Below are 21,552 nucleotides of genomic sequence, written 5' to 3' on the forward strand. Positions count from 1 at the left end.
TTTGACTATATTCACTTTCATTGGACGATTGTCCTGCCTCCTGCTGTTGTGTTCATCGTTTGCCCAAGCGATGTCTAGTGAGGAATGGCAGCGTTATGAAGATCTGGTTTATCAGTCCCCCCCCGACGCGGTGAGGGAGCTGGCGACTGCGTTAAATGAGCGTCAACATGACGCCGAGTCGTTTGCTTTTCTCAGTGCGTTATTGACCGATGCATATAGTGGCATTCGAAACTGGGATGAAGCAGAACGCGTGGCGCGCTTGGCGCTGACGCGACTGCCGGACACACCGTCGGAAGCGCGGGCTCATCTGTTAACCGGATTGGCATACACGCTGTTATCTCGTAGTCAGTACGCGGAAGCGAGAGAGCTTTACGGCAGTGCGATAACCTATGCCGAGATGGCAAGCAACGCCGATATTGGTGCCGAAGCGCATATGGGAATGGCAAACTTGCTTTCTACCCTGGAGCAAAACGAAGGTGCGTTGGAACATATTCGAATTGCCCACGATTTTGCGCGTGAAAGTGGTGATAGCCGGCTATTAGCAGCTGTCACAAACGAGATGGCCACCATCTACAGTTATATGGCGCGTCACCAGACCGCGATTAAGTACTATCTGCAGGCTTATGAACTGTCGGCAACCCATGGCGATCCGGTAGAGATGGCTGTCAGCTTGTATAACCTGGCGAGTGCTTATCAGGCCGACGAACAATACCAAAACGCGATCGCCAATTTTGAGCTCTCTTTCGAAGCGGCGCAAACGGTAGGGCTGAAAGAGGATATGGCATACGCCCAGATGGGGCTGGCAAATGGTTGGTTGGCGTTAAAGCGATATAGCAAAGCGGAGCGCGCTTTTCTCAAAGCGGAGCGAATGTTGAGTGACACCGGTGATCCTGCATTCGAAGTTCAACTCTATATGACAGGTACAGAGATAAGCTTGGGTCTGGCTAAAGTGGAACAGGCTGACGTGCGGATCCAGCACGTGTTGACTGTGCTGAACAAGCATAATGATCTGGAACAGACTTGGATGAGCCAGCAATCCCAGCGGTTGAATGCCAATGTGTTAGCGGCTCGCGGTTCATATACAGAAGCCTATTTAAAGCTCAATCAATATGTTGAACAGCTACGGGAGTTCTACCATACAGAGCAGCGGCGCAGAGAAGCGCTGTTAAGAGTGGCATTCGATGTTGACCGGCAAGCGTTGGAAAATGTATTGCTGGAACAGGAAACAGAGCTACGTCAATTGGCACTGGAGCAGAGTCAGGCATCAGAGCGGCGTTGGTTTATCTGGAGTGCAGTATTTCTAGTAATGAGCCTGGCGCTGGCGGTTTCCCTGTATTGGCAATGGCTTGCCCACACCAAATTGAAACGGATCACCAATACTGATCCGCTCACACAGCTCTTTAATCGTCGTTATATGCTCAATACCCTTGGTAAATGGCTAAAGCCAAAGGGGATGCGCTTACCGAGTGTGTTTAGTTTGGTAGAGTTTGAATTACAAGGATTTGGCGTGCTAACTGATCGCTATGGGCATCAGTTGGCCGATGACCTGTTAGTTCAGATAGCCGCGGCAGAGAAGCAGGTGTTGCGGGGCAACGACCTGTTTGGTCGAATTGGTGGCGAACGCTTTTTAATTTTGCTGCCCGATACCGATGATGTCAGAGCCTGGCGCGCATGTGAACGTATGCGTGAAGCGATTGTTCATGTGTTTTCCAGTCGTATCGAAGATCTGGATTTTCTCTCATGCCGTTTTGGTGTTGCGACCTTCACCGGCGATGATAGTTCGGTTGAGCAGCTATTGCTTCGGGCTCATGAATCTATGCTTCGTGACCTACCTAAGAAATCTGATCTTGCACTGGATGAGGCCGGTGAATTGGCCGCGGATCTGCCCTGAGGTGCCCCTCTCTGTGTGAGCCAAATCGCTTAAACATCGTTTAAAACGCGCGCCAGCGCGATCCAAATCAATCTCTGCTAAGTTAGCTTTTACACAGCTAATTTAGCGGAGGATAATCCGTTTTTTAGCGGCGCTATAGCGCATCAGTAGTATCAGGGCGCGGTCTGTTGTGAAGTGGGCGTTAAGTTTTAGATTTGGTTTAGGATGGAAGATTGGCGGGTTACTGGGGTGTTTGATCCTGGTGCTTTTTGCTACCTACGCCTATCTGAACCACCGTAGTCTGAACAACTACTTTACCGTTGAACGTCAAAGCCAAAGTCAGTTACGCAGTGCACAGCTCGAAGGCATGCTTGCAAATATGCTTGAGCAACTGCAGGTGCTTAGTCAAAACCGTCTCAGTCAAGTTGGCCTCAATGAACTTGAAAACGACCGCCTCACTGAAACCAGCTACCAAAACATGTCCACTTTTTGGAGCGACTTGCGCAACAATTTAGGCTATTCCGTTGATAGTCTTATGTTATTTGATAGTCGAGCTAGATACCTAGATAGCTGGGGCTATCAAACCCTGCCGCTGGACAAACTCTCCAGCGAGATGCTCTATTCCCCCGTTGCTCGCAATTATATTCACTGCAGTGACCGCTGCTATTTAGTGGCTGTGGTGCCTTATCGCTTCTCTTCTGGGCTGGCTGTTGTTCAGCGCTACAGTCTGGTGTACGTCATTAAGCTCAACCAGTTGATGCCGGTGATGGAGAAGAAGTTAGGTTCGACGCTGTTTACCGTGCGCGCCAATGGCGAAAAACTTGAGCTGCTGGAATCAACATTCCGTGAGCGGCAACCGTTGAAGCAGCTATTGTCGGACTGGCAAGTGAGCGAACTGGAGAACAAACCAGTGATAGTGGAGATGGATAAACGTGCCCTTGAGATGCGTTTATCTGCCTTGCCATTGGCGGTTGTGGACAATGATGCGCTGTTTATTGGTTCTCTTGTCGACATCGATGGGGTGGTGAAAGCGGTTGGTAAAGCGCAAGCCATCAACTTGGTATTTGGCTTTGTTGCACTGTTTGTTCTACTTATTTCACTGCTGTTGGTTTTACGCGGCCCACTGCTGCGTGTGCGTAAAGTGATCGCTATTTTGCCGCAGCTTGCGCAATCGCGTTACCGCGATGTGCATAATGAAATCTCCTCTTTGCCGAAGACCCACTTCGCTGATGAAACCGATGATCTGGCGAATGCTGCATCTCAGTTGACCGATCAGCTCGAAAGCATGGAGAAAGAGCTGACCCATCGAGCGGAAGAGTTGGAGTGGTTGGCGAGTCATGACTCACTGACGCGATTGATCAATCGTCGCCAATTTGAAATTCTGCTGGGGCAACGCTTATTACGAGATGAACGTGGCTGCCTGTTCTTTATCGACTTAGATAACTTCAAATATATTAATGATTACAGTGGTCACAATGTGGGTGACCGCATGCTCAGGGCTGTTTCCGGGGCACTGGAACAGGTGCTGTCACCGAATGTTCTATGTGCTCGCTTTGGTGGTGATGAGTTTGCTTTCTATCTGCCGGGTGTTTGTAGCGAGTTGGCCGAAATGGTCGCCGCGAGAGTCGTGCGTGTTGTTTCACAGCTGCGTATCGGTGGTAAAGAACAGTTGCATTCCGCTTCTGCCAGTCTGGGTATTGTCGCTTATCCAGAGCAGGGGCGTTCGCTGGATGAACTGTTAGCCCATGCCGATTTGGCCATGTACCAAGCCAAGCAGCAGGGCAAGAACTGCTACTCCTTGTATCAGCGGGAAACGATTAAAGAGGATAGCCGCCAACGTGGTTATTGGCTGGAGCAAGCACGACGGGCTATTGACCAAGAAAGGCTGACCTTGGTGTTCCAGCCTATTCAGGGGTTTGCCAACGGCCAAAATAGCCATTACGAAGTGTTATTGCGCTTTAAAGACGACAGCAATCGACTGGTCTCCGCTTATCCGCTGATCGTGGCCGCCGAAGACGGGGGCTATATCTCCCGCATCGACCTGTTTGTTATCGAAAATGCGGTACAAACCCTACTGGGGTTACCATCATCACAGAAAGAGATCAGCCTATCGATCAACCTGTCTGGGCGTTCGTTTGCCGATCCACGGGTGATGCGTCAGATCGAAAAGATCTTAGAGGAATCAAGGGTTGATTGTCGCCGTTTGATCTTCGAGATCACTGAAACAGCCGCATTGAACAATTTGCCTCTGGCTTGCGAGGCGATAGATCGCTTGAAGTCGCTGGGTTGTCGTTTTGCGCTGGATGATTTCGGTGTCGGCTTCTCCTCTTTCCACACCCTAAAAGAGCTGCCGGTGGACTACATCAAAATTGATGGTTCATTTGTGCGAGAGCTGCTAAATAAGCCCTCTGATCGGGTATTTATTAAAGCCTTGGTTGAGATCGCTGGCCACTTTGGCTACCAAACCATCGCCGAATATGTCGAAAATGCCGCGCTGTATGAAGTACTTAAAGAGTTGGGTATCGATTACGCACAGGGCTATTATGTCGGTAAACCTGCGCCGATGTTGCATACGGTGCAACCTATTTTGGTTGAGACGAGTAGCGCCTGATAGCTATCCACATTTCCTGCCACCGATAATTGTTCATTGTGATGTGATAAAGCCCCTGTGTTGGCCTCTTTGCTATTCAAGCGCGCGCTAATTTCTGGCATGGTATAGCAGCCCAATTAACCCTAGAAAAAGTGCCTTGTCAGATGAGCGATCCCGTCGCATTCAGCCTTGATGGTGTAGAGCAGGTGCCTCTACGTCAGTTTACCGAAGAAGCCTATCTTAACTACTCCATGTACGTGATCATGGACCGAGCCCTGCCGCATATCGGCGATGGCCTAAAGCCGGTGCAGCGCCGTATTATCTATGCCATGAGTGAGCTAGGGCTATCCGCCGCGTCTAAGCATAAGAAGTCTGCGCGTACCGTTGGTGATGTGTTAGGTAAATATCACCCTCACGGAGACAGCGCTTGCTACGAAGCCATGGTGCTGATGGCTCAACCCTTTAGCTATCGTTATCCACTGGTTGATGGTCAGGGTAACTGGGGTGCGCCCGATGATCCGAAGTCGTTTGCAGCGATGCGTTATACCGAGGCGCGGTTAGCCAAATTCTCTGAGATCCTGCTGTCAGAACTGGGGCAGGGAACCTCTGATTGGACGCCGAATTTCGACGGCACCATGAAAGAGCCGAAAGTGTTACCGGCACAACTGCCTCATGTATTGCTCAATGGCGTGACAGGCATTGCCGTGGGGATGGCGACCGATATTCCGCCACATAATGTCCGCGAAGTGGTCGATGCATGTGTCCATTTGCTAGATAACAGTAAGGCTGATCTGGATGCCTTGATGGCGTTTGTGAAAGGCCCTGACTTCCCCACAGAAGCGGAAATTATTACGCCGCAGAGTGAGCTGAAGAAGATCTATCAAACGGGGCGCGGTAGTTTGAAAATGCGCGCCGTGTATCAGATGGAATCTGGTGATGTGGTGATCCATGCATTGCCCCATCAGGTGTCTGGCGGCAAGATCCTTGAACAGATCGCGGCACAGATGCAGGCCAAGAAGCTGCCGATGGTCAGTGATCTGCGCGATGAATCAGACCATGAAAACCCGACCCGTTTAGTGATCTCGCCACGTTCAAATCGTGTCGATATTGAACAGTTGATGCAGCACCTGTTTGCCACTACCGATCTGGAACGAAACTACCGCGTTAACCTGAATATGCTTGGCCTGGATGGCAGACCACAGGTGAAGTCGCTCGATGTCATCTTGAACGAATGGCTGGTCTACCGCCGAGAAACCGTGCGTCGTCGCCTGCAGTTCCGTTTGGATAAGGTGTTAGCGCGCCTGCACATCCTCGAAGGTTTACTCACCGCTTTCCTCAACATTGATGAAGTGATTGAGATTATTCGTACCGAAGAGCAGCCGAAAGTGGAGCTGATGGCACGGTTTGGCTTGAGTGATATACAAGCCGAAGCGGTACTCAACCTGAAGTTGCGTGATTTAGCCAAGCTCGAAGAGATGAAGATCACTGGCGAGCAAGCTGAGTTGGAAAAAGAGCGACAGCAACTAGAGCTTACCCTTGGTTCAGATCGCCGGATGAAGACGCTGATTAAAAAAGAGCTACTGGAAGTTGCCGAAAAGCATGGCGATGACCGCCGTAGTCCGCTGGTTGAGCGTCATGAAGCCAAGGCGTTATCGGAAAAAGATTTGGTGCCAAGCGAAGCTGTCACCGTGGTCGTTTCCGAGAAGGGCTGGGCACGCTGTGCCAAAGGGCATGATATTGATGCCGAGAACTTAAGCTACAAATCGGGTGACGGCTTTAAAGCGGCTGCGATCGGTCGTAGCAATCAACCCGTGGTGTTCCTGGACAGTTCAGGCAAAGCCTTTGCTACCGATGCTCACACCTTGCCATCGGCCCGAAGTCAGGGCGAGCCATTGTCTGGTCGCTTTAGTATTGTTGCCGGTGAAACTATTGAGCATGTGTTGATGTCCAGTGGGGGGCAGCGCTATCTGATGGCTTCCGATGCGGGTTACGGCTTTATTGGTAGTTTCGACAGCATGGTGGCGCGCAATAAAAATGGTAAAGCCCTGCTGAACCTGCCTACCGGCTCTAAGGTGTTGGCGCCAAAAGCGATCACCGATATTGCTGCACAACTCTGTTTGGCCATATCCAATGAAGGCCGCATGCTGGTGTTCCCGTTGTCGCAACTGCCAGAATTGAACAAAGGTAAGGGCAACAAAGTGATCAGCATTCCATCTGCGCGTGCTGCAAGCCGGGAAGAGGTGGTGACGATACTTGAGGTGGTGCCAGAAAATGCCGATGTGACCTTGTGGGCAGGTAAGCGCAAGCTGACGCTGAAACCGGCCGATATCGAGCATTACCGTGGTGAGCGAGGTCGCCGTGGCAACAAGTTACCACGAGGCCTGCAACGGGTGGAAAGAGTAGAGTGGCAGGCGGCGGATACGACCGGCTCGAGTGACACTGAAAATGGCGCAGAGGATCCGGTTAACCCGCCAAGTGGTATTGCGGGCGAAAGTGATAACCTGTTTTAGTGCCTAGGGTCTGTTGGCCTTTTGTGTATGAATTTTGTTCGAATGAAACACGTTCTGAGCGACGGTCACCCCTGATCGATAACCAGATATAAAGCGGCTACGGCCGCTTTTTTGTTTTCGTCGCCTCTATTTTCCCCTACTCGTCTCTATTCGCCTCTATTTGTTGTTATTCGTTGGCGAAGTCAGGGTTGCTTTGGCGATAGCCCTGCATCAACAGCTGCCAGTCATCTTCCTGCCAATGCCACTTTTGTACGCGGTTCGCCTCTTTACGACATGAACGTAACAATCGCATCAGATTGTCATTTTGCCACTGGTGTGCAGGGGAGCGTTGCTCACCACGGTCAAAGTCGATAAGGAAGAAACGCCCCTGGTTGTCCTGCAAAATGTTATGGATGTTAAGGTCTGCATGATAAATGCCGGCGGCATGAAACTGACCAATTATTTCGCCTACCTGTTGCCACTGGTTGGCGGACAGGGCCTGCTGTTGCAGTTGCTGAAACAGATCTGAGGCATTGGCGATCCGTTCAATAATGAGATCGGCGCGATAAAACAGGCCGCGACGGCAGATATGGCCAGCAATCGGCAGCGGAACCGGCAGGCCAAGTTGGTGCATCTCCTGGAGCAGTTGAAACTCTCGCCAAACGCGAGTGTTTTTCAAGCCGCTATAGAAGTATTGGTCATCACTGATATGGGCGATCATGCCACCGCGATGGTAGTGTCTGAGCACCCAGCAGTGGCTTTGAAAGTTGATAAAATAGGTCACGCCGCGGCCATGACTTTCACCGCTGATGGCATCGAGTGAGCGCCAATGATTAGCTGAAAACCACTCCCGAGAAGGTGGTGGGTTTAATGGAGAGTGCCAAAATACCAGATGGTGGCCATCTTGCTGGTGCTGCATCTAATTCGCCTTCAGCGCGGGGTAAGATCAAATTAAAGTCTATTTTATGTGGCTGCGCAGTTAGTTACCATGATTGGATAGGCTTTATCATCGGCCAAATATGCGCTTGATGAAGAAAAGCTCGATAGATTAGTCGTTTTTCGATGAGATCAGAGCTGTCGAGCGTGCCCGGTACACGTATACTGGCCCTCTTAAGGGAAGAAAAGCGAGGAATCATGCTGGCTGTTATTCGGGTAGTGCTACTGCTCATCTATTTATTGATTTTTACAGTGCCTTGCGTGCTGTTTTGCCTGTTACGACCATTTCATCCAAATCTCATGCATTTGGTCGGTCGGCCTTTTAGCTGGATGCTTTTTATTCTCGGATTGCGATTAGAAGCGAATGTACCTGACTCGGTTAAATCGACCGGCAGCGCGGTCTACGTAGCGAATCATCAAACGGCCATCGATATTTTGGCGATCGCCGGTGTGTTACGCCCCCGTACCGTGTCCGTTGGCAAGCAAAGCTTGGCTTATATTCCTGTATTCGGCCTGCTATTTTGGATCACCGGCAACATCTTGATTAATCGTAGTGACGGCAAAAGTGCTGCCGGCACGATCCGCCAGGTGGTTAAGCGCATCACTGAGAAACAGATGAGCGTGTGGATGTTCCCTGAAGGCACTCGCAGCAAAGGCAGAGGACTGCTGCCGTTTAAAAGTGGCGCATTTCGGGTGGCGATGAAAGCTAAGGTGCCAGTGGTTCCCGTGGCGGTCTCGTCGATGGATGGTATTGGTTTAAATAAGTGGTCTAATGGCGTTATTCGCGTTGAATTTCTTGAGCCTATTGATACCACAGACAAAGATATACGCAGCTTGATGGCTGACACCCATAGCTTGATGTCGGCAGAGCTGGACAAACTCAATGGCGCAACCGAACAGTCTGACGCATTAGCATGAAGGAACCTGACATGACAGAGTTAGAGCAAGAGATCGCTGAACAGCTAGAGATAAACCGAGAAACGGTAGAAGCGCTGCTTGAAGATGGCAGCCAGCCAGATGCGGAATACACTTTCGAGCATCACTTCGCCAGCGATGATTTCGACCAGTTGGAAAAACTGGTGTTGGATGCTTTCAAGCAGGGCTTTGAAGTAACCGATGCGGAAGAGCTGGAGATGGAAGACGGTGAGCTTCTACTTTGTTGTGACGTGATCGCCAAAGGTCCATTGAATATCGAGAAAATCGACAAACAAACCAATGAGATGTTCGCGTTCGCCGAAAAGCATGACGTGCATTATGACGGCTGGGGTACCTACTTCATCGAATAGATCGGTTACCTTCCCTCCTTCCAAATAGAAATTCTTTGTGAACTGAGCAACGAAGTTAGCAGCCCTTTTGGCTGTTAACCTTTTGCTTGTGCTAACTTTTCAGCTAATGACTTAATTATCGATCCCTGATGATCGAGGACTTAGCTATGAGCTGGATTAACAACCTTAATTTTCGTGGTAAGCAGCTGTTTCTATCGTCGCTGTTTGTACTTGTCTTAGTGATTGTCTTTTCCGTGGCGTACAGTGCGATAACTGCGCTGGCGGCAGACTCTGATGAGATAAGTAAGCGCTTGATGCCCCGTCTTGAGCTGTTGCTACAGGCCGATCGGGATCTGCATCAAGCACAGCTGGCTGAGCGCTCGTTAGTGTTTGTTCCGGTGGATGATCCAAGTTACGCCGAGTTCAAAAAACAGCATCAAGAAAACATCAAGCAGAGTGGCGATCGAATGGCGAAGTTTAATGAACTCAGCTTAGATACCGAATCAAAGCAGCTATTTGATAAATACCTTCGCCTGCGCCAGATATGGCTCAAAAGTACGCAGCAAGTTTTAGCTGTGGCTGATGACGACTGGGAACAGGCAAAAACGCTCAGTTTGGGGGAGGCAGAGCTGCAGTTCCAAGCCATGCGCAATGTTGTTGACGCCTTGACTGAGTTAGTTGAAAAGCACGCCAATGAGAAAGTAATCAGTTCCGATGAGAATGCCGAATCCGCCATTAGTCAGCTATTGTTTTGGGGCATCGCCGGGGCGGTTGTTTGTATCATCTTGGCACTTTGGGTGGGATCTGTCGCAGGTAAGTCTCTTATTCATATTCGTGATCGGATGGCTGAAATTGCAGATGGTGAAGGAGATTTGAGCCAACGCCTCAATGTATCCGGTAAAGATGAAGTGGCTGAGCTTGCCAGTACCTTTAATCGCTTTGTTGGCAACCAATCAGATTTAATTAAGCAGATCCAGAGCCTGGTTGCAGGATTGAATGATGAACTGGAACAGGTGGGCAGCTTAGCTGGCCGTGCTCGTCAGGCTGCCAATGAGCAGCAAGGCGAGAATGATCAGGTTGCTACCGCCGTCACCGAAATGGCGGCCTCGGTGCAAGAAGTTGCACGCAATGCCAATGATGCCGCCGAGGCGACCCATCAGGCCGACTCTGATGTTGTGAATGGTCGCGCCGTGGTCGATCAAACCATTGGTGGTATTGAAGAGTTAGCCAACAATATTGAGCAATCAGCAGAAGTGATCCAGCGGGTTGAAAATGGCAGCCGCGATATCGGCACCGTGATGGATGTGATCAGTGGTATCGCCGAGCAGACCAACTTGTTGGCGCTTAACGCGGCAATTGAAGCGGCGCGAGCAGGTGAGCAGGGTCGTGGCTTTGCCGTGGTAGCCGACGAAGTAAGAACGCTGGCCCAGCGCACGCAGGATTCGACTAACGAGATCCGCGAGATCATTGAACGCTTGCAGTCACTCTCCCACGAAGCCGTTCAAGCCATGGGTGAGAGCCAAGGGCGTGCTACGGATCTGGTGCAACACGCTGGACAAACCGGCCAAGTACTGGAACAGATCACTGCTGCAGTACAAGAGATTGCAGGCATGAACACCCAAATAGCCACCGCCGCGGAGCAACAGTCCAGCACTGCGGACCAGATCAGCGAAAACGTTGTGCGGATCAAGCACATGGCCGAAGAGACCGATGCTATCGCTCAGGACGTATCTAACTCCAGCGAACGGGTTCAGGCGCAGAGTGGTGACATCGCTGGTTTGGTGAATCGCTTCAAAGTGTAAGCCGAATACTGTGCCTATGTTCACGACTAATGGCCTGCTTGATGAGCGGGCTTGTTTTGTGATAAGCAGGCTAAAACGGGTTCAATCCGTCAGTTACAATGAAAGTACTCATTCATTAGTAAGTCGGGCAGGGCATCTAGTGGATTGGGGGGTAGGTATACCAAGCTCCCTTATCCAGATAGAACGTCCGTGTATATCTATCTAGCGTTATATGGCAAATAAAATGCTGTCAAAGGTATCACTTTTAATTGTTGCTTTAGTGCTCACTTCATTTGGCTATGTTTTTTGGTTTCATACCGAATCAGCATGCGAAATTAGAGAAGGTCGTTGGGCTTCTAACGGTTCATATTGCATAACTAGAGACTGTTATAAAAGTGAGACCTGTGGCTCATGGTCAGCGCCGTTAAGGTATTGCCCAAATGTTACCGTCGGCATGCCAATCTCAGAGGTCTTTTTTCAATTGGGACAACCCCAAAGTGTTAATGGAAATTTATATACCTGGCAAGCGGGAAAGGGGTTAAATGGGCACATCAGGGCTAATATTGTTGAGGGTGAGCTTCAGCAGCTCGAGTGTCCTGCCATATAACAAGAAAAATCATTGGGACAAGTTGTACGCGCGGCTTCGCCGCTAACTTGCTCCCTGTTTTAGGCGTTACATTGCATGAAGGACTTATGGACGAAGTAACTCTGAAAATCACAAAAGATGAAGCTTTAGTCTTGTTTGATTTTTTCTCTAGATTTTCGAATGAGGACAAGCTCTCTATTCAAGATCAAGCGGAAGAACGAGCCCTATGGAATCTTACCTGTGTGTTTGAGAAACAACTAGCTGAACCCTTTGATAAGAACTGGCTACAGATTATTGAGGACGCTAGGAATAGGCTTCGCGATGAGTAGTGACCGCAATGTAACAAGCGCGGGCTTGGGAATCGTTCCTCGCCCCAGCCTCGAACGTTAGTGGTACTTATGAGATACATCCCAGTATTAATTCTAATCCTTATTTCTAGCGCTGCGTTTTCTGCTGCGCTAGTCGTACCTGTCTCAACCAGAGTCGATACATCAGGGGTTTTAGGAGATCCCGATGTGCCAGTAAGGATTAATTATAGAATTGTTGCTGAGTTAAAGGATGCTCAAAACACCTTTCGTGATAATAAACAAATAATTAAGGCCTTAAGCATCACTATCGGCGAAGCAAAGCTAAGTATCCCAAATGGTGAAATCGATGACCTAGAGTCTGTCGCCCTTGAGCAAATCTATATAACTTATACTCATAACTTTGTAGGTGAGTCATGGGTTGAGCTGTTCATTCCATATGGGCCGTCAAAATCATGCACAAACCATGAGAATGTCACTAGTATTCGATCTAGTAAAAAAATACTGCGCTTTAATATGCAAGGTAAGTTTTTAAAATCAAAGAGAGTGGTGCCATGTCACCACTAACAAGCAAAGGCAGCATCGCTCTGCGGGCTGGACGCGCTAACGCTTGCCGCTGCTTTGGGCGTTAATTGCATAAGCATATGAAACATATTCAAACTGTATTACACGACTCTTATCATCATATGGATTGGAATGGGTTTAATGGCCATAAATTCATGTTCAATCTTTACTGTAAGACTTTTGAAGTTGAAATTAGCGAATTTGAGAAGGAAATAGTCCTGTTAAAGAAAATACCAGATACTGACTTAGTGTCTTTCATAGTCAAGCATGCTGTAGGTTTAGAATGCAAGCCAACCATGGAGCAAGCTATAAGCTGGAGAGCAGAACTAATTAAATGGGCAAACAGTGGTAGCAATTAGCAAGGCAATGTTGTGCTGTCCCGCCAACCGCTTCGCGGCGGGCTATGGACTCGCTTCCGCTCGCCCCATATTTTGGCGTTATAAAGCACGAAAGACTCAGTGAAAGTATCACCTGTTGAAACCCCATCAGTTAGTAAACCCACTTCAAGTTTGGTTGAGGAACTCCACTATGACCTGGACTACTTAAAAATAAGACTGTCATTCGATATAGGCTTGAGAGTAGAGGTTTCTTTTTTCCAACCAATCGGTTTCCGATGTCTAGATGAAGGTGACATGCTCGAATACTGGGACGCTCCTGGAATCCATGACAATTGGCTAGTGCAGGTTCATGGTGGTGGATGGCTTGAGCAAGAATGTGCTAGGGATGGTTTTATTTCAAAGCACAATGGTATGCCTAAGGAGTTCATCGTCATGGGGAGCAATGATTGCGTATGCGTTCTAGATTATAAGGCTCCTATAGTAAGGGTGTTGTAAGCGCTTTATAGCAAAAATAATCAGCGGGTAATGTAGTTGACCCGTTCTAGTCTGCACTCAAGTCAAACGCGGTGAGTTAAGCTTTTCTGCCTTGTTCTCTTATACATCACCCACGCTATCAATGAGTTATTCCCCGCAAACAAAAAAGCCCGCTGAATCCGCGGGCTTTGGTATTTTTTGTAACTAACCTGAGTTTACAAAGCGGCGATTGTCGCTTGCTGCTCTTGCAGTTTGGCTAACTGGTTTTCCGCGTCAGCCAGCTTTTCGCGCTCTTTGACGATAACCGCTTCGGGCGCATTGCTAACAAATTTGTCGTTGCTCAACTTGCCTTTTAGGCGACCTAGCTCTTTGGTGAGCTTTTCGACCTGTTTGCCCAAACGTGCAAGCTCGGCATCTTTGTCGATAAGCCCTGCCATTGGGATCATCACTTCCATCTCACCGACCAGTGCAGTGGCTGATGCTGGCGCTTCCTGGCCTGCTTCAAGCACTTCGATGGTTGTCAGTTTGGCCAGCGTGCAAAGGAACGACTCATTCTGTGCCACGCGACGTTGATCGTCAGCGCTGGCATTGCGCAGCATGACATTCAGCTCTTTGTTCGGGCTGATGTCCATTTCGCCGCGAATATTACGGATACCAACAACAAACTGCTTCACCCACTCCAGATCGGTTTCAGCGGCATTATCGATCAATGCATCTTGCTTGGCCGGGAATGGCTGCAGCATTAAGCTATCACCTTCGACGCCCGCTAGCGGCGCGACGCGCTTCCAGATGGTTTCGGTAATGAATGGCATTAATGGATGCATCAGACGTTGCAGCTGCTCGAGCACAGTGACCAAGGTTTGGCGGGTACCGCGCTGCTGCGCTTCTGTGCCTGACATCAGTACCGGTTTGGTTAACTCCAGATACCAGTCGCAGAACTGGTTCCAGGTGAACTCATACGCGGTACCGGCGGCTAAATCGAAGCGATAGGTATCGATATGCTGGCTGAACTCTTCTGTGGCACTTTGTAGTGCAGATAAGATCCAGCGATCTGGCAGCGATAGCTCAATTTCGCCGCCGTTACGGCCACAATCTTGATCTTCGGTATTCATCAGTACGTAGCGGCTGGCGTTCCACAGCTTATTACAGAAGTTGCGGTAGCCTTCCAGTCGCTTCATATCCCAGTTGATATCGCGGCCGGTTGACGCCAATGCCGCCAAGGTAAAGCGCAGCGCATCGGTACCGTGGGATTCAATCCCGTCGGGGAACTGCTTCTTGGTGCGCTTGCCAATTTTTTCGGCGAGCTTCGGCTGCATCATATTGCCGGTGCGTTTTTCCAGCAGGCTGTCGAGATCGATACCGTCGATCATATCCAATGGGTCAATAACGTTGCCCTTGGATTTCGACATCTTGTTGCCTTCGTCATCACGGATCAGGCCGGTGACATAGACCGTCTTAAACGGTACTTGCGGGTGACCCTGCTCATCTTTGATGAAGTGCATGGTCATCATGATCATGCGCGCCACCCAGAAGAAGATGATGTCGAAACCTGTCACCAATACATCGGTCGGGTGGAAGGTTTTCAGGTCTGGTGTCTCTTCTGGCCAGCCCAGGGTTGAGAATGTCCACAATGCTGAACTAAACCAAGTGTCGAGTACATCGTCATCCTGACGCAGTTTTACGTCGTCAGACAAACCGTGTTTGCTGCGTACTTCCGCTTCATCACGGCCAACGTAGACTTTACCTGACTCGTCATACCAAGCGGGAATACGGTGTCCCCACCAGAGCTGGCGTGAGATACACCAGTCCTGAATGTCGCGCATCCAGGCAAAGTACATGTTCTCGTACTGTTTTGGCACAAACTCGATACGGCCATCTTCAACCGCTTCGATAGCAGTTTTTGCCATTGGCGCCACACGCACGTACCACTGGTCGGTCAGCATAGGCTCAATCACCACACCACCACGGTCGCCATAAGGCACGGTCAGGTCATGGTCTTTGACTTCATCTAGCAGGCCAGCGTCATCCATTGCAGCAACAACGGCTTTACGTGCGGCAAAGCGCTCAAGGCCGCGGAACTGTTCCGGCAAGTGGGTGCTGTATGCGTCGGAGGCTTCGCCATTGGTGTCGAATACTTCAGCTTCGTCACGGATCATCGCGTCGAAGGTCAACACGTTGATCATCGGCAGTTGGTTGCGCTTGCCGACTTCATAGTCATTAAAGTCGTGAGCTGGAGTGATCTTTACACAGCCGGTGCCTTTCTCCATGTCGGCGTGCTCGTCACCAACGATAGGGATCTGACGATCGACAAACGGCAACACCACATGCTGACCAATCAGGTCTTTGTAGCGTGGATCTTCCGGGTTCACTGCCACCGCGGTATCGCCCAACATGGTTTCTGGGCGGGTGGTGGCTACAACCAGGTAATCTTTACCTTCCGCTGTTTTGGCGCCATCCGCCAACGGATAGCGGAAGTGCCACATGTGGCCCTTTTTGTCTTTGTTTTCCACTTCCAGATCTGAAATGGCGGTATGTAGCTTAGGATCCCAGTTAACCAAGCGTTTGCCACGGTAGATCAAGTCATCCTGATACAGGCGTACAAACACTTCCTGCACAGCATTGGAAAGACCAGCATCCATGGTGAAGCGCTCGCGCTGCCAATCCACAGAGGTGCCCAAACGGCGCATCTGGCGGGTAATGGTGCCGCCGGATTCTTTCTTCCAGTCCCAGATCTTATCGATGAATGCATCGCGACCAAGCTCTTGGCGTGTGGGGCCATTTTCTGCAGCGAGCTTACGCTCAACGACCATCTGGGTGGCGATACCGGCGTGGTCTGTACCCACTTGCCACAGGGTATTTTTGCCTTTCATTCGCTGATAGCGAGTTAAAGCGTCCATGATGGTTTGTTGAAAAGCATGACCCATATGCAGGCTACCAGTGACGTTTGGTGGCGGGATCATGATGCAATATGGGTCGCCTTTACCGGCGGGTGCGAAGTAGCCTTTTGCTTCCCACTCTTGATACAGGTCTTGCTCGATATTTTGCGGCGTGTAGGTCTTATCCATAAATCTTATGTCAGCTTGAAGCGGAGTTTGGAGTGGCCAGATCGTATGTGTCGATGGCCAATCCCGCAGTCCGGTATTGTTTGTATCGCTCACGGGCCAACTGTTTGTTGGTCGCGTCAGCGGGGACGAAATCGATAATGAGGCGCGATTTTACCGCAAATGAGGGCATTTGTGGGCAGAGATTAATCAGAACAGTGCGTTGTCCTTTCGGGGCATCACAACCTATCTCTACGGGGGCACCGCCAGCAGGCCCTTCGCCCGCTAAATTGTGGGGAACAAAGCTATCGGGATCGAAGCCAAAAAGCAGTTCATCAACCGCTTCTGCCTGCGCTCTATCTGCGGCCAGGATATAGACTTTTTCTTTGTCTAAATAACAGCGCTCAGCCAAACGGCAGGCAGATAAAAGCAACGCAGGCGCACTGGGCGCCTGCGGATCTTCCGGTAGCAGGTAAAAAACTACCTGCGTCATATTAGTCTCCCGGTGTTTCTTCTGCCCGGTTGAGCAGGAACTGGGTCAACATAGGAACAGGGCGGCCAGTTGAGCCTTTATCTTTACCACTTCGCCAAGCGGTACCGGCCACATCGAGGTGTGCCCAATGGTACTTTTTGGTGAAACGAGACAGGAAGCAGCCTGCGGTGATTGCGCCCGCAGGGCGGCCACCGATGTTGGCCATATCAGCGAATGGGCTTTCCAGCTGTTCTTGATACTCGTCCCATAGTGGCAAACGCCATGCACGGTCGCCACTCTGCTCTGATGCGTTGAGCAACTCATGGGCAAGTGGGTTGTGGGTGCTCATCAAACCGCTGGCATGTTTACCTAACGCAATCACGCAGGCGCCAGTCAGTGTGGCTACATCTACCACTAGCTCAGGCTCAAAGCGTTCAACATAGGTAAGGGCATCACACAGTACCAAACGACCTTCTGCGTCAGTATTGAGGACTTCGACGGTTTGGCCATTCATGGTGGTGACGATATCGCCCGGGCGGTAGGCGTTGGCATCCGGCATATTTTCACAGCCAGCTAAAACGCCAATGACGTTTAGCGGTAGTTGCAACTCTGCCAGTGCTTTCATGGTACCCAGTACGCCCGCGGCACCCCCCATGTCGTATTTCATCTCATCCATGCCATCGCCTGGCTTTAATGAGATACCGCCGGAATCAAAGGTCAGGCCTTTGCCGACCAAAACGATGGGCTGGCTATTCGTGGCTTTATCCCCTTTGTAATGGATAAGGCTCATCTTGGCTTCATTAATAGAGCCGCGGCTGACTGCCAAGTAGGAGTTCATACCTAGCTCGGCCATCTCTGCTTCGCCGATAACATCAACATCAATTTGTGGATATTCTGCGGCCAGTTTTTCAGCCTGCTCGGCCAGATAAACTGGATTACAGATATTTGGTGGCATGTTGGCTACGTCTTTACAGGTTTCGATACCTGCTGCGACACTTAAACCGTGATTGATTGCCTGTTCACCAATGGACAGTTCGCGTCTGGTGGGGACGTTGAAAACTAACTTGCGTAGTGGGCGACGCGTCTCATCTTTCTTGCTTTTCAGCATGTCGAAGCTGTACAGATTATCGCGGGTGGTTTCCACCGCCTGACGTACTTTCCAATAGGTATCACGCGCTTTGACATGGAGTTCGGTAAGGAAACACACCGCTTCCATGGAGCCAGTTTCATTGAGTGTGCTGATAGTTTTGGCGATGATTTGGCGATACTGCTTTTCATCCAATTCGCGCTCTTTACCGCAACCAACCAGCAATACACGTTCGGACAGGACGTTAGGCACATGGTGTAATAGCAACATCTGCCCTGGCTTACCTTCTAGATCGCCACGGCGTAACAGGTTACTGATATAACCATCGCTTATCTTATCGAGCTGTTCAGCGATCGGTGATAAGCGGCGTGGTTCAAAAACGCCAACGACAACACAAGCGCTACGTTGTTTTTCCGGACTTCCGCTTTTGACACTGAACTCCATGGGGACTCCTCAAACCTTACAGACAAATCAAGGTGTTTGTTAGATAATGCGGCTAACGCACTATCGGTGCTAAGAATTAAAGCCCGCTTTGGCCGCGAACTTTTGGTTATGTACTATAGTCGAAGTGGTGGCAAAAGCACTGATTTCAAGCTTAAAAATATAAAAACGGTGCGTTAGATTAAATTTACGCATAACGTATCCAAAATGAGCAGTTTGTAGGCAGATATTACGTGATTCTTTTTCGTTACTTGGCAAGAGAGCTATTCAAAGCACAACTCACTGTGCTAGCTGTATTAATGCTCATTTTCCTCAGCCGTGAATTCGTTTCGGTGTTAACTAAAGCGGCCGAAGGAAAGTTTCCCGCAGATTTAGTGACCAGTCTGGTTTTATTAAACTTACCAGGCCTGATCTTGATGATTCTGCCACTCAGTATGTTTCTGGGGATCTTAATTGCGCTTGGGCGTATGTACGCCGAAAGTGAGATGGTGGTGTTGCGTGCCTGCGGTGTTAGTGAGTGGTACGTTGCGCGGGTGACGTTAGCGGCCGCCATATTCCTCGGGCTGATTGGTGGGGCAACCAGCCTCTATTTGAAACCTTGGGCAGAAGAGCAGCAGCTGCAGCTGCTAGAAGATGCTGACGCCAGTGCTGGCTTGAGTACGTTAGTGGCCGGGCAGTTTAAGCAAACTTTCGATGGTAAGTCCGTGGTTTTTGTCGAGAAGATGAGCCGCGATGGGCGGACGTTATTTAAAGTGTTCCTAGCGCAAACACCCTCCATAAATGAGCGGCACAAGAATTTTTCTATTGTGGTCTCTGATATGGGCTCCGTGCAGGAGGCCAAGAACCAGCCCAGCATGTTGGTGCTGAATGAGGGCACGCGCTGGGAGGGGCATCCCAGACGTTTGGATTATCATATTGTTGATTTCGAAGAGTATCAGGTGTTACTCAAAGAGTTTGATGTTGATGAGCGCGGACGAAAGATAGATGCCTGGCCATTGGCAAAATTGTTTGAAGATGGGTCGACAGAGGCGAAGGCTGAGATCCAATGGCGCTTAGCTGTGCCACTTTCCATTCCTATTCTGGCATTGATTGCCGTGCCGTTAGCCGCGGTTAACCCACGACAGGGAAAATTTGCCAAAATGCTCCCCGCCATTCTTTTGTATCTGGGGTATTACGTCTTGCTAATGTCGGGTCATAAAGCGCTGGAAGATGGCGCCTTACCTGCGTCACTGGGTTTATGGTGGATCCATGCTTTGGCCGCGTCATTTGGCGCGGTATTGATTATGCGTGGTAGGCCGATTGGTGTGCGCTTGGTAGCGAGATTAAAGGGGATGAAGGGATGATTAAGATCCTTGACCTGTACATTGGTCGCACTATCGTCACTACCTCCTCACTATGTCTAGTGGTACTGGTTGGCTTATCTGGCATCCTCAAGTTTGTTGGCCAGTTGCGACGAGTGGGCAAAGGCACCTATGAGATGAGTGATGCCTTGCTTTTTACTGTGCTCAGCGTGCCACGGGATATCGAGATGTTTTTCCCCATGGCTGTGTTATTGGGGGCGCTGATTGGTCTGGGTATGCTGGCTTCAAACAGCGAGCTCATTGTCATGCAGGCTGGGGGCTGGTCACGGCTGCAGATCACCGGCTCAGTGATGAAAACAGCGATCCCGCTGATGTTACTGGTGATGGCCTTAGGAGAGTACGGCGCGCCGGTGGCTGAACGTATGGCGAAAGAGCTGCGGGCACAGGAGCTATCTGGCGGGAGTTTAATTACCTCACAGCGCGGGATCTGGGCCAAAGATGGCGACAGCTTTATCAATATCGGTGAAGTGGTTGATGAGAACACGCTCGGGCAGGTGACTATCTATGAGTTTGATCGCAAGCTGGATCTGCACCGTATCGTAGCCGCGCGAGCCGCCGAGTTTAAAGGCAGTGTCTGGCAGTTAGAGGATGTGACATTTACTCAGTTTGAAGAAGATAAGGTGACCAATCGGCATCAACCCACAGACTTTTGGACCTCCTATCTCACCCCGGAAAAGCTCAGTGTGGTGACGGTTAAACCGGAAGCTCTCTCTTTAGCGGGCTTGTCTGACTACATCGCCTATCTGGAGAACAGTAATCAAGAGTCAGCCCGTTACGAATTGGCTTTTTGGCGTAAGTTACTGCAACCCGCTACCGTAGCGGTCATGATGTTGCTGGCACTCTCTTTTGTTTTTGGTCCGTTGCGCTCAGTCACCATGGGGGCAAGGATCCTGATGGGGATAGTGGCCGGTTTTACCTTCTATATCTGTGAGCAGGTATTTGGCCCCATTACGCTGGTGTATCAGATACCACCGGTGATCGGCGCTATCCTGCCTGCAACTCTGTTTACCGGCATAGCGGTATTTTTGCTGCGGCGAAAACACTAGCAACTGTCAAAAATAGAAACGATTGGCAGCCCCTGATTTATGGGGTTTGCCAATTTCTAAATTGATTTGCTTCTTTACTTAGAACAATCACTTCGCAATCCGCCATATGATCCTGTAGCGCCAATTTTTGCTTCCGGTCCATGATGACCAGCAGGTTGCCTATGCCCATGGCGGCAGAGAACAAGCGGATGATCGCCTGCATTAACGTGATCGCCGTGCCGTCATCATTTTGTACCCGTAAACGCCATGCCCGCATGCCGATGGTTTGGCCGCCATGGCTCCAAAACCAGACGTAAAAACTACAAATACAGACCACCAAAAAGAAGGTGAACCAAGGCTGAGCGCCCAAATAGTCTGCTGTGTCCTGATAACCTTCTAAAGAGATAGCACCAAATTTTTCCAACACAACCACGAATAGCATGGCCAGCGCACCTGCAACCATATAGATCGCCATGACGATTAAAAAGTCATAGATCATAGCGCCTAAGCGTCGAAAAAAGCCTGCACGGGGAAACTCTTTAAACGGATTTTCAGCCATGATTTACCTGTATATTGAGTGAACTAGCCAAGATTCTCGGTTCAGTGTATCAGATGATTTTTCGCAACTCTGTACGAATCTTGAGCGGTTAGAAAAACGGGGCTTGTCTAGCGGCGACGAATACGTATAATAGCCGCACTTCGTTACCGAGATGATTGCAAAATCTGCTCAGTAACACAGGCGGAAGCCTTAAAATTCATTGCCAGTGTGATGGAATTGGTAGACATGACGGATTCAAAATCCGTTGCCTTTGCGGGCGTGGCGGTTCAAGTCCGCCCACTGGTACCATCTTTAAAAGAACCGTTCTATATGAACGGTTCTTTGCTATTTGCACTAAATAGTCTTGTCTTGTCTTGCTTTAGTATTAG

The 21,552-nt window shown here is 49.9% G+C and carries 15 protein-coding genes and 1 tRNA gene; 11 read left to right on the forward strand and 5 right to left on the reverse strand.

What is annotated here, in order from left to right; all coding sequences use genetic code 11:
* Nucleotide 1: 1 nt before the first annotated feature.
* The 3 genes from EXY25_RS08395 (at nucleotide 2) to parC (ending at nucleotide 6,970) form a co-directional block, all read left to right on the forward strand.
* Entirely contained in the window at nucleotides 2-1,891 is a 1,890-nt protein-coding gene (locus EXY25_RS08395) for a tetratricopeptide repeat-containing diguanylate cyclase (RefSeq protein ID WP_158537961.1), read from the forward strand.
* 169 nt (nucleotides 1,892-2,060) lie between these two features.
* Nucleotides 2,061-4,481, forward strand: a complete 2,421-nt coding sequence (locus tag EXY25_RS08400; protein WP_114337187.1) for a putative bifunctional diguanylate cyclase/phosphodiesterase — start codon at nucleotides 2,061-2,063, stop codon at nucleotides 4,479-4,481.
* A gap of 143 nt (nucleotides 4,482-4,624) precedes the next feature.
* On the forward strand, nucleotides 4,625-6,970 hold the full coding sequence (gene parC / locus EXY25_RS08405; RefSeq protein WP_130566408.1) for a DNA topoisomerase IV subunit A: 2,346 nt from the start codon (nucleotides 4,625-4,627) through the stop codon (nucleotides 6,968-6,970).
* Nucleotides 6,971-7,136: 166 nt separating this feature from the next.
* On the opposite strand, the gene EXY25_RS08410 is transcribed toward parC, so the two are convergent.
* Nucleotides 7,137-7,868 (reverse strand): 3-deoxy-D-manno-octulosonic acid kinase, encoded by a 732-nt coding sequence (locus EXY25_RS08410; protein ID WP_130566409.1) that lies wholly within the window; start codon nucleotides 7,866-7,868, stop codon nucleotides 7,137-7,139.
* Between the two features lie 215 nt (nucleotides 7,869-8,083).
* Between EXY25_RS08410 and EXY25_RS08415 the strand changes: the two genes are divergently transcribed.
* The 5 genes from EXY25_RS08415 to EXY25_RS08435 all read left to right on the forward strand — a co-directional run bounded on the left by EXY25_RS08415 (nucleotide 8,084) and on the right by EXY25_RS08435 (nucleotide 12,389).
* Complete coding sequence (locus tag EXY25_RS08415; protein ID WP_158537962.1) at nucleotides 8,084-8,803, forward strand: 1-acylglycerol-3-phosphate O-acyltransferase; 720 nt, start codon at nucleotides 8,084-8,086, stop codon at nucleotides 8,801-8,803.
* An 11-nt stretch (nucleotides 8,804-8,814) separates the two neighbouring features.
* Nucleotides 8,815-9,171 carry a ribonuclease E inhibitor RraB gene (gene rraB / locus EXY25_RS08420; protein WP_114337191.1) on the forward strand — a complete coding sequence of 119 codons (357 nt, stop codon included), beginning with the start codon at nucleotides 8,815-8,817 and terminating at the stop codon, nucleotides 9,169-9,171.
* A 146-nt stretch (nucleotides 9,172-9,317) separates the two neighbouring features.
* On the forward strand, nucleotides 9,318-10,952 hold the full coding sequence (locus tag EXY25_RS08425) for a methyl-accepting chemotaxis protein (protein WP_165419304.1): 1,635 nt from the start codon (nucleotides 9,318-9,320) through the stop codon (nucleotides 10,950-10,952).
* Between the two features lie 672 nt (nucleotides 10,953-11,624).
* Complete coding sequence (locus tag EXY25_RS08430) at nucleotides 11,625-11,846, forward strand: hypothetical protein (protein ID WP_130566411.1); 222 nt, start codon at nucleotides 11,625-11,627, stop codon at nucleotides 11,844-11,846.
* A gap of 69 nt (nucleotides 11,847-11,915) precedes the next feature.
* Nucleotides 11,916-12,389: a hypothetical protein gene (locus tag EXY25_RS08435; protein WP_130566412.1), complete on the forward strand. Its 474-nt coding sequence runs from the start codon at nucleotides 11,916-11,918 to the stop codon at nucleotides 12,387-12,389.
* Nucleotides 12,390-13,413: 1,024 nt separating this feature from the next.
* Here EXY25_RS08435 and EXY25_RS08440 read toward each other — a convergent pair.
* The 3 genes from EXY25_RS08440 to pepA are packed head-to-tail and all read right to left on the reverse strand — an operon-like array spanning nucleotide 13,414 to nucleotide 18,242.
* Nucleotides 13,414-16,263, reverse strand: a complete 2,850-nt coding sequence (locus tag EXY25_RS08440; RefSeq protein WP_130566413.1) for a valine--tRNA ligase — start codon at nucleotides 16,261-16,263, stop codon at nucleotides 13,414-13,416.
* Between the two features lie 10 nt (nucleotides 16,264-16,273).
* On the reverse strand, nucleotides 16,274-16,732 hold the full coding sequence (locus EXY25_RS08445) for a DNA polymerase III subunit chi (protein ID WP_114337195.1): 459 nt from the start codon (nucleotides 16,730-16,732) through the stop codon (nucleotides 16,274-16,276).
* Between the two features lies 1 nt (nucleotide 16,733).
* Nucleotides 16,734-18,242, reverse strand: coding sequence for a leucyl aminopeptidase (pepA, locus tag EXY25_RS08450; protein ID WP_114337196.1), 1,509 nt, complete (start codon nucleotides 18,240-18,242; stop codon nucleotides 16,734-16,736).
* A 230-nt stretch (nucleotides 18,243-18,472) separates the two neighbouring features.
* Between pepA and lptF the strand changes: the two genes are divergently transcribed.
* Together lptF and lptG are read left to right on the forward strand one after the other, a co-directional pair.
* The gene (gene lptF, locus EXY25_RS08455; RefSeq protein WP_130566414.1) at nucleotides 18,473-19,582 is read left to right on the forward strand and encodes an LPS export ABC transporter permease LptF; all 1,110 of its coding nucleotides are present in this window, start codon (nucleotides 18,473-18,475) and stop codon (nucleotides 19,580-19,582) included.
* A complete protein-coding gene (lptG, locus tag EXY25_RS08460; protein ID WP_114337387.1) occupies nucleotides 19,582-20,646 on the forward strand; it encodes an LPS export ABC transporter permease LptG in 1,065 nt (354 codons plus the stop codon). Before lptF ends, lptG begins: the two co-directional genes overlap by 1 nt.
* 37 nt (nucleotides 20,647-20,683) lie before the next feature.
* Here the strand turns inward: lptG and EXY25_RS08465 are convergent, their stop codons facing one another.
* On the reverse strand, nucleotides 20,684-21,184 hold the full coding sequence (locus tag EXY25_RS08465; protein ID WP_114337198.1) for an RDD family protein: 501 nt from the start codon (nucleotides 21,182-21,184) through the stop codon (nucleotides 20,684-20,686).
* Nucleotides 21,185-21,385: 201 nt separating this feature from the next.
* Here EXY25_RS08465 and EXY25_RS08470 point away from each other — a divergent pair.
* A tRNA-Leu gene (locus EXY25_RS08470) sits at nucleotides 21,386-21,472 on the forward strand.
* Nucleotides 21,473-21,552 lie beyond the last annotated feature (80 nt).

The sequence above is a fragment of the Corallincola spongiicola genome (assembly GCF_004284785.1).
Classification (GTDB): domain Bacteria; phylum Pseudomonadota; class Gammaproteobacteria; order Enterobacterales; family Neiellaceae; genus Corallincola; species Corallincola holothuriorum.

What these genes read in the sequence shown, in the direction of transcription:
- rraB (WP_114337191.1), top strand. Translation starts at nt 8,815, where the DNA reads ATGACAGAGTTAGAGCAAGAGATCGCTGAACAGCTAGAGATAAACCGA.
- EXY25_RS08440 (WP_130566413.1), bottom strand. Translation starts at nt 16,263, where the DNA reads ATGGATAAGACCTACACGCCGCAAAATATCGAGCAAGACCTGTATCAA.
- EXY25_RS08445 (WP_114337195.1), bottom strand. Translation starts at nt 16,732, where the DNA reads ATGACGCAGGTAGTTTTTTACCTGCTACCGGAAGATCCGCAGGCGCCC.
- parC (WP_130566408.1), top strand. Translation starts at nt 4,625, where the DNA reads ATGAGCGATCCCGTCGCATTCAGCCTTGATGGTGTAGAGCAGGTGCCT.
- EXY25_RS08435 (WP_130566412.1), top strand. Translation starts at nt 11,916, where the DNA reads ATGAGATACATCCCAGTATTAATTCTAATCCTTATTTCTAGCGCTGCG.
- EXY25_RS08430 (WP_130566411.1), top strand. Translation starts at nt 11,625, where the DNA reads ATGGACGAAGTAACTCTGAAAATCACAAAAGATGAAGCTTTAGTCTTG.
- EXY25_RS08465 (WP_114337198.1), bottom strand. Translation starts at nt 21,184, where the DNA reads ATGGCTGAAAATCCGTTTAAAGAGTTTCCCCGTGCAGGCTTTTTTCGA.
- pepA (WP_114337196.1), bottom strand. Translation starts at nt 18,242, where the DNA reads ATGGAGTTCAGTGTCAAAAGCGGAAGTCCGGAAAAACAACGTAGCGCT.
- EXY25_RS08415 (WP_158537962.1), top strand. Translation starts at nt 8,084, where the DNA reads ATGCTGGCTGTTATTCGGGTAGTGCTACTGCTCATCTATTTATTGATT.
- EXY25_RS08410 (WP_130566409.1), bottom strand. Translation starts at nt 7,868, where the DNA reads ATGCAGCACCAGCAAGATGGCCACCATCTGGTATTTTGGCACTCTCCA.
- EXY25_RS08425 (WP_165419304.1), top strand. Translation starts at nt 9,318, where the DNA reads ATGAGCTGGATTAACAACCTTAATTTTCGTGGTAAGCAGCTGTTTCTA.